Raw genomic sequence first — 13,869 nt, forward strand, 5'->3', positions numbered from 1 at the left:
TAATGATGAAGATATTGTTTTATTGTTTAGTTAAAAATTTATATTTTAAAGAATTTCTCCCAGGTACTTCTATAAAGTTATGAATTAATGATGCACTGCATAATACTATTACCATAAATATACCCAAGGATATCATAGATTGATATTCGTTAAAAGTACTTCCGAAAGTAACATTAAACTTATAAAACCAAAAAACTTTTAATGCTTCTTGAATAAACCAGTGAACCATATAAATAGAGTAAGATATAGTCCCCAAATATACGATAAATGATGATTTAAGAAATTTTGTCATTACATTATTTTTGTTAACGGATAAAGATAAGATAAGTAGCGAAAAACCCGGTAAGACTATCCAGTCGTGGATACTACGAATAAGACGCGAATCATCCCAGTTAAAATTCATAATCAAAAATATCCACAATAAAGATACGATGGCTAATAAATTGTTATTCCAGTATTTTTGATAATTGCCTTTGCGATATAACTTATAAGTAATAATACCAATAATACATTCTAGTCCACATCTAGCTATTGAAGGTATTCCAATAATGCTGTCTAGATTACCTCTGGTTAGTGTGACCAAGAATAATAATGTCAGACTAAAAAAGTAAATTAACAAATCATCTTTCTGCTGATTGTTTAACAATTTAATCAAGAGGGATGGAAATATAAAGTAAATAATAAATTCTACACTAATTGACCAAGCTGGTTCATTCCAATAGGTATTACACCAAAATAATGGTGGACAATTAAGAGCGAAAGCTTGCAACAAAAAAATGTTAGCAAAAAGTGCAGTTAAATTAAATTTTTCTGTAAAAGGATCAGCATTTGGTAAAAATATTTTTATAATCTCTAATCCAATAAAAAGAATCAATATAAATATATGTAGGGGATAAATCCTAGCAAAGCGCGAAAATAAATATGAGCAGTATTTATGTAAATTGACTCCAGATGAAAAATGATTGATGTAAACATGAGTCATAATAAAACCACTCAGGATGAAGAAAAAATCAACCCATAAATAGCTGTTATAGAAAAAAGCACTATAGGATGACAAAATTACGCCTGTTTTTGGTAAGGCATAGTAAGAAAAATGAAGTATTACAACTGATAAAGCTGCAATACCTCGTATAGAAGTCAGAGGCTTAATATGTTTTACATCGTTGGTCATGAAAGCTATATCTCGATGAACTATTAACAGTCTGTTCCTCATCTAAATTTACATCTAAAACTATTGAAGACGTAAATAGAATCCTTGATAGTTACGAACCAATCTCTCAGGATGAAAAGGTATAGCACAGGAACGCTCTAATTTCCAATTATCAATTAATTCATATCCAATTGCTGAAAGTGATGCAATAAATTCGTGGCGATTTTGAATTTTGTAAGGACAAAAAGCATAACCAATATTTTGTAGTGTAATAAATGTTTCTCCGTCGTAAAATGGTACTTGATTTATCAAGATGTGACGAGGTTTTTTCTTCAATTTATTCAACATCTCTGCCAATGATGGTTCTATGTATTGAAGAGTCCCGCAAGTAATCAAGATGTCTGAATTTTCCGCCTGGGAAAAATCTACAGTAAAAGATAAGCCTGGGTTATTGCCTTTTTTTGCTAACTCCTCTCCTGCGTTAACTACTTCTGGAATATCACATACTAACCATTGCAAATTGTGAGGATATTGCAAAAACTTTTTGGAAGTATAGTAGGCGTGTCCTACATTACCACCGAGGTCAAAAACAGTTGAACTATTTCTGAATGCAGACGCAAGCCAGACAAGGATTGGATAATCCTGACTATTAAACTCATTAGCCTCCCTGGCTGCTGTTAATTTTGCTGCGGATGGATGTTTACTAATTTCAGGCTGGTTGTAGCCAGCTTTAGCCCCTTTTGGAGTTGCCCGCAACGCCTCAGGAAAGTTACGATAAACGCCCCGGCAAGCAGTTAGAGTTCTATAAAAACTCCAGTGATAACGGATGTAATCTGAAATGACAGGAATGTTCTTTAAAACTTTTTTCAAAAACTGATATTTTTGATAGGGGGAGGCTATTACAGTCATATTGCTTTGCTAATTTACTAAAATTAAATTTTGAAAAGAAAATCAATTCAATGTATAAAAATTACCTCTGTTGCTTTATTAGCAAAAACCTGTTTTTTAAACAACAGAGATAGGCTGATGTCAATCTGTTTTAAGAAACACTACTGACTTGTAAATATTTCCCTGGTCGTTGAGGATCTGGAACATACCAGGATGGATTACCTTCAGGATCTCGCCCTAATTTAGCTCCGGGTTGGGGTGGACGGTTACGAAGGTTCTTAGATGATTCTGGACTATTGTTAGCTGTTGAAATTGGGGCAGAAAAAAAACCAGCAGACTGCATTTCGGCAATACTTTCTTTAAAGGCTGCCATTGCTAAGGACAAATCAGCATCAGAATGAGCTGTGGTGAGGAAGCATGGTCGATGATCCCAAATATGCACTCCCTTATCCCGCATCAAGTAGAATAATAAGTCTCCGTAGAGGAATTCTGGTGCAGACTTCACCATAAACAGAGAACCGAAATTGTGAACAGTGTATGGTGCTTGCATTTGTTGGAAATAATCCGTTAGTTCTGCCACAAACTGATCAGTTTTAGCGTTTAACTGTTGTTGCAAGCTTGGTCCATTCTTTAGTAGATGTTGGAGTACTGCTTTTGCTGCCGCTAATGCTAGGGGATGACGCACAAAAGTTCCGGCAAAATAAGTCACGCCAACTTCTGGAACAGAATCATCTCCGTATTGCCAAAAGCCACCATCCAACGCATCCATGTATTTCGATTTGCCTGCAATGACTCCAATAGGTAAACCACCACCTACAATCTTGCCGTAGGTAGCAATGTCAGCTTTGATGCCAAAATGAGCTTGTGCGCCACCGGGATGAATCCTAAAGCCGGTGACAATTTCGTCAAAAATCAAGGCAATATCTTCTTGTTCAGTGAATTGTCGCAATTGTTGGAGAAATTCCCTTGGCTGGTATTCTGGGCGGCGACTCTGTACTGATTCCACCATGACACCAGCTAATTCATCAGCCCGACTTTTGAGAATATCTAAAGCATCGGGAGCATCGTAGTCAATTACTAAGATATTGTCTACTTTTTCTTGGGGGATACCAGGGGCTGCGGGAATCGATCGCAGTTTTTTTGTACCACGAACAATAACTTCATCTAAAATACCGTGATAACCTCCAGAGAAGATGGCGATTAAGTTACGTCCTGTAATGGTTCGTGCCAGGCGCATCGCTCCTAGTACTGCTTCTGAACCTGTGTTACAAAAAGCGGCGCGATCGAAGTTGGTTATTTCACACATCAGCTTGGCAACTTCTCCCACCAATGGGGTCTGGGGTCCAATTTCCATACCGAGCTTAAGCTGGGCTTCGATGGCTTCTGTGACAAATGCAGGCGACCAACCGAACAAATTCAGGCCAAAACCGTTACTTAAATCGACGTATTCATTGCCGTCAATGTCCCAAAGTTTAGAACCCGATGAGCGAGATACCACAATTGGGTAAACCATCTCTTTCATCGTTGGGTTAAAGCCGGAAACACTCCTGGGATCTGCTAGATGAGGGCGATTGGTTTGAGTATATTCTTTAGATTTTTGAGTTCTTTGTGTATATCTTTGAATAATGCTGTCTAAATAAGTGCGTTGTTGCGGTGTGAGAGTTTTAGTCTGAGTGGTTTCTATGCGAGCGCCTGCACCAAAAACTTTCTTGGGAAGATTCTCTGTAGAATCTTGTGGTTCTGGTTTTTGGTTGCTTTGGGTAACGGGTTTTTCTGATTTGACACCGTTATTTTGTCCGTTTACGGCTGGCACAGTTACAGGTTGACTGTTATTACCCAGCAGCGCTAGTTGTTGAGCCATAATTTGTAGCTGCTGATTAATCACCCCTTCGAGGGCGCTGGATGCTACATTGGGCAAAGAAACTTGGGGTAAGGAGCCATTCTTTGATCCATTTCCATTTGTTGAAGTTGGAGGTACTAGCAACATTGGGGATGGGGTAGAACCATTCTTGCCATTCTTGCCATTTGAGCCGTTTGTTGAAACTTCTTGCAGGCTTAAGGTGGCGGATGGTGATGTTGTTTCGGAAGGAACTAATGCAGATAAAGCTTCGGCAGATAGGTTTTGCTGGAGAAAATCAGCCAGTGTTGCTAAATTTGGATAAACTTCTAGTAACTGTCTCAGTGAAACTTTAACTTTGAATTTTTTCTTCAATGCCAGTCCAACTTGTGTGAGAGACAAAGAGTCTAAACCCATTTCCAGAAATGTTGTTGATGCGTCAACGCTGGCAATTTCTAGTCCAGAGGTTTCTTCAATAATTTCTTTTAGCAGTGAAATGAGTGTAGTTTGGGCTGACATAGTTTGAGTTTTTTCTAGTTGATAATGGGCAGGTTTGTGATTGGTATTACGGTTGGGATGGGGTAGAGGATCAATCCAAAAGCGTTGACGTTCAAAGGGATAGTTAGGTAGAGGAATACGTTTTCGTCTTTCTTCTTGATAGAAGTTGTTCCAGTTGATGGTGACTCCTGCTAACCATAGTTGCCCCATTGCTTGCAGTAGGGCTGTCCATTCTGCCTCGTTATCGGCATTGTCGCTGAGAGAGGCGATGGTTATTTGTTGTTTAATATCTTTAGCTTGTTGCCGTGCTAGGGTGGTGGTGGTTGTGCGTGGCCCTACTTCTAGTAAGAGGCGTTCTGGCTGCTGCCATAAAGTTTTGACACCATCAGCAAATCTGACTGTCTGGCGCAAATGCTGGGCCCAATACATGGGATTGGTGGCTTCTTCTGGGGTAATCCAATCACCTGTAACACTGGAAACAAAGGGAATTTGGGGTGGCGATAATTTAACTTTCCCGACTAACTCAGCAAAGGGAGCAACGATCGCCTCCATCATGGGAGAATGAAATGCGTGGGATGTGTGTAACAGACGACAGACAATTTCTGCTGTCTCTAGTTGTGTCTGCCAGGCGGCGATCGCTTCTGTGGTTCCAGAAACCACACATAGAGAAGGGCTGTTGATGGCGGCGATCGCTAATTCTCCTGTCAATCGTTTTTCTACCTCTGGGGCGGACAAACGCACAGATAACATTGCCCCCCTGGGTAACTCCCACATCAATCGACCACGATTAGCTACCAGCATTAAGGCATCTTCTAAACTAAAGACACCGGCAAGACAAGCAGCCACAAATTCCCCAATACTGTGACCGATCATTGCTTGGGGCTTCACTCCCCAACTTTGCCACAATTGCGCCAGGGCATATTCAACTACAAATAATGCAGGCTGGGTAAAGCAGGTTTGTTGCAGTGCTGTAGATGCAGTTTCAATATCCGTGGCTACTGGATAAATAATTTCTCGCAAATCTCTACCCAATATTGGTTTGAGAATTTCTGCACACTGATCTACTACTTGCCGAAACACAATTTCGCGGCTGTAGAGATTAAATCCCATATTGACGTATTGTGAACCTTGTCCGGGAAACATGAAGGCAATTTCGGGATCACGGACTTGTGTGTGGCGAGTCAACACGCGCTTGGGTTCTAAAGACTGTAGCGTGGTGATGGCCTCTTTAGTATTTTGACAAACCACAAAGCGCCGATAGTTAAAGGCTTTACGTCCCCTTTGTAGGGTATGGGCAACATCAGCTAAGTTGATGGAGGCATTGTTTCGTAAATGCTCCTGCAAATTTGCTGTAGCTGTATCTAAAGCTGTACTGGTTTTGGCTGAAAGCAATAATAACTGGCTGGGGCGGGATAAGTTAGAAGGTAGAATCGCTGGTGCTTCTTCTAGGACAATGTGGGCATTAGTCCCACCCACACCAAAGGAACTCACACCAGCACGCCTGGGCGTTTCTCCTTGCGGCCAAGGAGTTAATTGAGTGTTGACATAAAAAGGACTATTGGCAAAATCAATATTGGGATTTGGAGCCTCAAAGTTTAAACTGGGCGGAATCTGCTGATGATAAAGGGCAAGGGCAGTTTTAATCAAACCTGCAACACCAGCCGCCGCTACTAAATGTCCCACATTACTTTTGAGAGAACCGATCGCACAAAATTGTTTGCTATTGGTATGGATGCGAAAGGCTTGGGTCAAAGCTTCAATCTCAATGGGGTCGCCTAGAGATGTGGCAGTACCATGAGCTTCAATGTAAGAAATCGTTTCTGGATGAAAGTTAGCATAGGCTTGAGCCATTGCTATGGCTTCGGCTTGCCCATCTACACTAGGTGCAGTGAAACTTACCTTGTCAGCACCGTCATTGTTTATACCAAAGCCTCGAATGACTGCATAGATGCGATCGCCATCTTGTATTGCATCTTCTACACGCTTTAATACTACTAATCCCGCACCATTATTAAACATTGTGCCTTGAGATTTGGCATCAAAAGGACGGCAGTGACCATCCCCAGATAACATAGTTCCTTCTTGGGCGATATAACCACTGTTCTGGGGTGTAGTCATGGACACACCACCAGCTAAAGCCATATCACACTGATAGTTACTTAAGCTTTGACAGGCTTGAATGACTGCCACCAAAGAAGTAGAACAAGCAGTACTGATACTAACAGCCGGGCCTTTGAGGTTGAGCTTATGGGCAGCGCGGGTAGTCAAAAAATCCTTTTCATTGGCCAGCATTGTCTGAAATTCACCGACGCGATCGATAATTTCCCGGCGACCGCAGATATGATTAGCGAAATAGGTATTTTGACCACAGCCAGCATACAAACCAATTAAGCCACTGTATGCTTCAGCATCGTAACCGGCGTTTTCCAGCGCTTCATAAACTAGTTCTAAAAACACCCGACTTTGGGGGTCCATCACTTCGGCTTCTCTGGGATTAATTCCAAAGAAGGCAGCATCAAAGGTTTCTCCCCCAGGAATTATCCCTCTAGCTTTCACATAACTCGGATCTTGTATGAGGTGCGGATCTATGCTGGGATCTAACTCCTCATCTTGAAAGAAAGTAGTTGACTCTAACCCAGCACAAAGATTTCCCCAAAATTCCTGGACATTTTTCGCACCTGGGAATCGTCCTACCATACCAACAATTGCAACACCATCAAGAGGCTCTTGGTTTTCCACTGTTTTCATATTCACCATTGCTTAAACCCCCCGTTGACTATGACGACGACGAGCAGAAGCTGCTGCTTGCTGGCGTTGAGCGCGACTTTGCAGCTGGTTATAGGATTGTTGAGTGTTCTGCTCTACATTTAAATATTTTTCCAAGCCAGCGATTGTAGGATACTGAAACAGTTTCACCACCGATAGCTCAATTCCTAGTTGTTGTTGTACTCGCACAGCTATCTGCATAATTAAGGTCGAAGTTGCACCCAAATCAAAGAAGTTGTCATCAATACCCACTGGCTCAATATTCAAAACATCAGACCAAATATTGGTTAACTGCCGTTGTAAATCAGTTTGGGGTGCAATATATACTTGTTCCAGTTGGGGACGTTCTTTGCTGGGAGTGGGAAGTTTATGTCTATCTACTTTGCCATTAGCAGTTAACGGCAATGATTCTAAAACCATAAATGCCGATGGCAACATATAGTCTGGTAATCGCTGCTGGAGGAAATTACGTAATTGTTCTTGTTTATATGAACTGCTTTGATGTAGCACGATATAAGCTACCAATCTCTTTTCGCCTGTTGCCGTCTGATGAGCCAAAACGACGTTTTCTCGCACATCAGGATATTGAGAAATCTCTCGCTCAATTTCTCCTAACTCAATGCGGAAGCCGCGAATTTTCACTTGGTTGTCAATTCGTCCCAGAAATTCAATATTGCCATCTGGTAAATAACGAGCTAGATCCCCTGTTTTATATAGAGTTAGGGATTGAAAGTTTGAGTTATTTAATTCAATAAATCTTTCTTTGGTTAATTCTGGACGATGGAGATAACCGCGTGCCAAGCCGTCGCCACCAATATATAATTCTCCTGTTGCTCCCATTGCTACTGGTTGCAAATTTTCATCTAATATGTGCACCTGGGTATGAGCGATGGGGCGACCAATAGGAATTGAGCTATCTGGTCTGACTGGGTCTTTGATGTGATAACAACAGGTAAAGGTGGTGTTTTCTGTGGGGCCGTAACCGTTAATTAGTTGACAATTTTCTACTGTTTTTAGAAATTTTTGGACGTGAGAAACGGATAAAACATCACCACCTGCTAACAGTTGACGTAAGGGTTTTAAAGCATGAATATTTTCATCTACCATGAGATGAAATAAGCCTGCTGTTAACCAGATGGTAGTGATTTGATATTTTTGAATAACTTGTCCTAATTCATCTATAGATGGGGTGTTACTGGGATATAAAACGAGTTTTCCGCCGTTGAGTAAGCAACCCCAAATTTCAAATGTGGAAGCATCAAAAGATATGGGCGCAAGTTGTAAAAATATTTCTGTATTAGTAAAGTTAGCGTAGTTAGTTTCTTTGACTAAGCGGACTACACCACGATGAACAACACTCACACCTTTGGGTTGTCCTGTAGAACCTGAGGTATACATGACATAAGCCAAATTATCAGGTGTGATGCTAATATTTTGGTTTTCTGGTGTGTGTTGATTGATGATTTCCCAATCAGTATCAAGGCAAATTACGCGCGCCTCATGATTAGGTAATTTTTTGACTAATTCTTTTTGGGTTAATAACACTGGAATTTGGGTATCTACTAGCATGAAAGCTAGGCGTTCTTGTGGATATCCTGCATCTAAAGGTACATAAGCTCCCCCAGCTTTGAGGATTGCTAACAATCCAATGATCATTTCTGGCGATCGCTCTAGACAAATTCCTACTAGCATTTCTGCACCTATACCCAAGGTTCGCAGATATTGCGCTAATTGATTGGCTCGGTGATTTACTTGTTGGTAAGTCAAATGTTGTTCACCAAAAACAACAGCCACTGCATCAGGTGTGCGTTCTACTTGTTCTTCAAATAACTGATGAATGCACTGGTTGTGGGGATATTTCCTTAACTGTTTTTCCATACAAAGTTAAAATCACCGATTGTTTTATCATGAAAAATCAAATTTCTCTGGACATTTCCCTAATAAGCACCTTCTTTTTTCAAAACTACTCGTACTGTTTTGAGTAGGATTTCAAAATCTAAGCGGAGTGACCAGTTTTCAATGTAATTCAGATCCAAATTGATTATTTGTTCAAAATCTAAAATATTTGAGCGACCAGAAACTTGCCAAAGACCAGTAATACCAGGTAAAACTTCTTGTCTGATAAAATGACGCTCAGAGAATTTCTCTACATCTCTAGTAGGTAAAGGACGAGGACCAACTAAGCTCATCTCTCCCAACAAGACGTTAAAGATTTGAGGTAATTCATCTAAGCTGTAACGACGGAGAAATTTACCAACCTTGGTGATTCTTGGGTCATCTTTGATTTTAAAGATAATGCCGTCCTTCACTTCATTCAGAGCTTCCAACTCTTTTTGCATCTTTTCCGCATCAGACTTCATGGTGCGAAATTTCCAGACTTTAAATTGTTTTCCCCGTATGCCTATGCGAGTTTGTTTGTAAAAGACTGTACCAGGAGAATCTAGTTTAATCGCTATGGCGATCGCTAGATATACAGGAAAAGTCAACAATAAAAATAAACTAGCAAAACAAAAATCAAAACTCCGCTTAATCCAAAAATCTCTACCTGTGATTATTGGACAATCAAAAGTTAAATAAGTCATCCCTCCAATTCTATTGAAATCTATATCTCTATGAATCGGATTTAGTTCCATTGGGACAATATGTACTGCAATTCCCGCAGCCTGAAATAGCCAGCAGACAAAAATTCTGTTTTTGATAGCATCCCAAGAAACGAAAATTTCCGTTACACCCAATTTATTAAGTTTCCCTAACGTTTCTTGGCGGTAATCTCTATCTAAACAATTAGCATTTGCTTGTCCTAGCAAGACGTAACGCTCGTCTTTATTGATTAGGTTTACGAATTTTTCGTACTTTTGAGATTCACAAATAATAAATATTTTAGCCCTACCTAATAATTTAAATCTTCGTAGATAATTAAGCTTAAGGTATACAATATATCTACCAAAACAAACAAAGGTTGTGCTAAATACCCACGACCATATAATTAATGATGAACTCTTAGACTCAATTATTGGCTGATATAGTAAACAGAAAAATAATATTAGTCCATGTGCAAAAGTCAGTGTTTTCAGAATATTTAAGTAATCATACCATTTTTTACCAGAGTGGTAATTACCCTGGATAGCTAATGCACCTATTTGGATAGCAGCAGCTATTGATATAGATGAAAAGCTTTTTATATCAAACCAATTATAATTTGTAGAATAATTTTTAGCCAATACCCAAGCTAGTAATAGAAGAGAAAAATCTACAATAACAAGTGTTACTAATCTTAACCACCATGAACCTTTACGCAATTTGATAAATACAGGTTCACGTAAGTCTAGGTAAGTCTTGTCTAACTGAACATTTGACATATATTCACAAGTGTATGCTGAAGGTGAGGAAGGAGATGTTAGATTTCTGCTTAGTATCCTGTGCAAAGCAACATGAAAAACATTATTTATACTAAAAACGGATGCTTGCTAGACTTTTGCCCCGGCAAAAATCTTTTTATATCAATACTATTAGCGATTTTGAAACTAAAGCTGCAACCCGTCTTTAGTGTAATGGTCAATTTTAGTACTTCACTAATTTTTTGTGTCAAAAAACTTATTTTGATGTCACTGTACCCCAAAACATACTGTTTTGGAGATATCTATTAATGAAGAACTAGAGTTATTACCGAGGGAAATCACACAAAATTACGATGTTACTCTACACCAAAACATACTGTTTTGGAAATATCTATTACTGAAGAACTAGAGTTATTACTGAGGGAAATCACACAAAATTACGATGTTACTTTACACCAAAACATACTGTTTTGGAAATATCTATTACTGAAGAACTAGAGTTATTACTGAGGGAAATCACACAAAATTACGATGTTACTTTACACCAAAACATACTGTTTTGGAAATATCTATTACTGAAGAACTAGAGTTATTACCGAGAGAAATCACACAAAATTACAATAAATACATTAGTAACATCTCTGTGCTACTAGAATAGCATGATTTGATATCTTCAATTTCCACATTCCAATTCATTGTGGAACAGTTTGATATTTGTTTGCCCCAGAGGAAAATTTTCTTTGTACACAGCTTTTTTGAGATAAAAAGTATTAACTACGTGTTAGTCTACCGTAAAGTAATTTTTTTTTGTCAAATTTTTTCAACTTTACACTAACTTTAACTACTATTTAGTCATTACTACATAATTAGGTAGAGTACTGACTCATTTATAAAATAAATATTAAAAACCTGGAGGTTAGACTAGTTCCCGGTGCGAAACCCAAAAGCCTTACAGTGATGGGAGAAACGCTATTTTGTGAGGTCGGGTAAAAAAAAGCGATGCCTACGGTAGGGCAAACGCATCTAAATATTAAAGATCGAGAATAAAGCTGAAATCCCTCAACACTCTACCACACAAGACTTTCGTAGAATTAGGCACGAAACTTAATAAGAATGATAATCGTTGTATGGACAGGGCGAGTTTTTGACAGCCGAGGGCTGCCAAGTAATACGGGTCTCTCTTTATAGTAAATTAATTCTTTGCATTAAACAAAAAGAACCCAGATTATAGTTGAATGAAGCTCAAGCCCAAAATCACGATTCCTGACCACTTTGGTGTAATAGAACATCTACGCATAGATCGTACCAAACGACAGTAGTGAGCAAAGTGTAATGCAAATAATGAGTGCATGGGCAAATACAAATAGATTAGTATTAGGACAAGTGAATGTGGAGGAAAAGTCGAATAAAATTACAGCAATTACCGAGTTGTTAAAGGTATGAGAACTGTCTAGATGTATTGTGACAATCGATGCAATGGGTTGCCAAAAATAAATTGTGAAGTTAATTACGCAGCAAAATGCAGATTATTGAATTACGTTAAAAAAGAATCAAGGAAATATTTATGATGAGGTCGAAAAACTATTCAATGTAGGGATAAGTACAAGTTTTGATACAACTTCATCTCCTGCCAACAGATATATCTCATTCGCACGAAATAAATGCTTGCGAAAGAATACCCAAAACAACAACGATAATTTAGCCAAAGGGTCACGAAATACTTCAGAAGCACTTAAGACAAGATATACTTCATACTTGAGACATGAGTTGTAAGAATGATAATCGTATAGTTAGGGGGAGACAAGGGTGAGCCTTGCTCACCCTTGTCTCATTAATAAAGAGAATGGGAATTTGATAATGATTCACCATTCCTTATTTTTTAATTAACCGAAATGTTTGATAATTGCGTCGGCAAATTCAGAACATTTTAGGGGTTCAACTGGTGGTTCGAGTAATCTAGCTAAATCGTAAGTGACTTGGCTATTAGCGATCGCATCACTTAAACCTTTCTTAATTAGGTCTGCGGCTTCTTGCCAACCCAAATACTCCAACATCATCACCCCAGATAAAATGACTGAACCTGGGTTAATTCTGTCTAAGCCGGCGTGTTTGGGTGCTGTACCGTGGGTAGCTTCAAATACGGCGCAGGAATCGCCAATATTTGCTCCTGGCCCCATTCCTAAGCCGCCGACAATAGCAGCCGCCGCATCAGACAAGTAATCGCCGTTTAAGTTCATTGTCGCCAGAATCGAATACTCATCTGGTCTGGTTTGGATTTGTTGAAAGATACTGTCAGCAATCCGGTCATTCACTAACACTTTTTCTTTCCACTTTCCGTTACCGTGGGTTTCCCAAATTGAGTTAAGAACTGTTTCTACTTCCTTGACAATTTGCGCCTTTTTCTCTGGGGTCAGGGCATCAAAACCAGGGTCAATTTGACGGGCGTTGTCTTCCAAGGAGATATTCGGGTTTTTCTCCTTGTTGCTTAAAATCCAAGATTCCCGTTCAGTGACGGTTTCTTGGCGGAACTCACTTGTGGCTAATTCGTAACCCCAATCACGGAAAGCCCCTTCGGTGTACTTCATGATGTTACCCTTATGCACCAAGGTCACTTGTTGCTTGTGTTTGGGTAATGTGAGGGCGTGTTTGATGGCGCGACGTACTAGGCGCTGGGAACCAGTTTTGCTGATGGGTTTGATCCCTATCCCAGCATCCAGGGGGATTTGCTTTTTACCGTGTTCTGGGGTGGCGGGGATGAGTTCTTTGTTGAGGATAGAGATGAGGCGATCGCCTATTTCACTACCTTGTTTCCACTCAATCCCTAAATAAATATCTTCTGTGTTTTCCCGATAGACGATTACATCAAGTTTTTCAGGATTTTTGTGGGGTGAGGGTGTACCCGCATAATAACGGCAAGGACGTACACAGGCGTATAAGTCAAAAATTTGTCTTAGTGCCACATTCAAGGAACGGATACCACCACCGACCGGAGTAGTCAAAGGCCCTTTAATTGCCACACCATATTCTTTAATAGCTGTTAAGGTATCCTCTGGTAAATACTGATAAGTCCCGTATAAATCACAGGCTTCATCCCCAGCGTAAATCTTAAACCAACTAATTTTCCGCTTACCTTGATAGGCTTTGGCTACCGCCGCATCCAGTACTTTTTCCGTAGCTGGCCAAATATCAATTCCCGTTCCATCGCCCCGAATAAAGGGGATAATTGGATTGTTGGGCACAACCGGCTCACCATTTTTGAAGGTAATTTTTTCTCCGGTTGTAGGGGGGGTAATCTTGTTGTACATATTTCACACACTCCACAAAGATACGTTGTGTCTTGGGGATTGGAGATTGGGGATGGGGATTTTTTGTTGTTTTCGCCTCGGCTTCCT

Annotated in this window: 6 protein-coding genes; all 6 read right to left on the reverse strand. The window is 39.7% G+C overall.

Annotated elements, in window-relative coordinates:
* Window positions 1-19: 19 nt before the first annotated feature.
* On the reverse strand, window positions 20-1,171 hold the full coding sequence (locus ACM5QX_RS08140; protein WP_414752444.1) for an acyltransferase family protein: 1,152 nt from the start codon (window positions 1,169-1,171) through the stop codon (window positions 20-22).
* A gap of 60 nt (window positions 1,172-1,231) precedes the next feature.
* Window positions 1,232-2,059 (reverse strand): TIGR04325 family methyltransferase, encoded by an 828-nt coding sequence (locus ACM5QX_RS08145; protein ID WP_011321493.1) that lies wholly within the window; start codon window positions 2,057-2,059, stop codon window positions 1,232-1,234.
* 130 nt (window positions 2,060-2,189) lie between these two features.
* Window positions 2,190-7,130, reverse strand: coding sequence for an aminotransferase class III-fold pyridoxal phosphate-dependent enzyme (locus ACM5QX_RS08150; RefSeq protein ID WP_414752443.1), 4,941 nt, complete (start codon window positions 7,128-7,130; stop codon window positions 2,190-2,192).
* Between the two features lie 3 nt (window positions 7,131-7,133).
* Window positions 7,134-9,017, reverse strand: coding sequence for a non-ribosomal peptide synthetase (locus tag ACM5QX_RS08155; protein WP_414752442.1), 1,884 nt, complete (start codon window positions 9,015-9,017; stop codon window positions 7,134-7,136).
* A 59-nt stretch (window positions 9,018-9,076) separates the two neighbouring features.
* Entirely contained in the window at window positions 9,077-10,498 is a 1,422-nt protein-coding gene (locus tag ACM5QX_RS08160; RefSeq protein ID WP_414752441.1) for a sugar transferase, read from the reverse strand.
* 1,862 nt (window positions 10,499-12,360) lie between these two features.
* Window positions 12,361-13,782: an NADP-dependent isocitrate dehydrogenase gene (locus ACM5QX_RS08165; RefSeq protein WP_414753106.1), complete on the reverse strand. Its 1,422-nt coding sequence runs from the start codon at window positions 13,780-13,782 to the stop codon at window positions 12,361-12,363.
* Window positions 13,783-13,869 lie beyond the last annotated feature (87 nt).

Origin of the sequence: Anabaena sp. CCY 9910, assembly GCF_963920875.1 — a bacterium.
Taxonomy (GTDB): Bacteria; Cyanobacteriota; Cyanobacteriia; order Cyanobacteriales; family Nostocaceae; genus Trichormus; species Trichormus variabilis.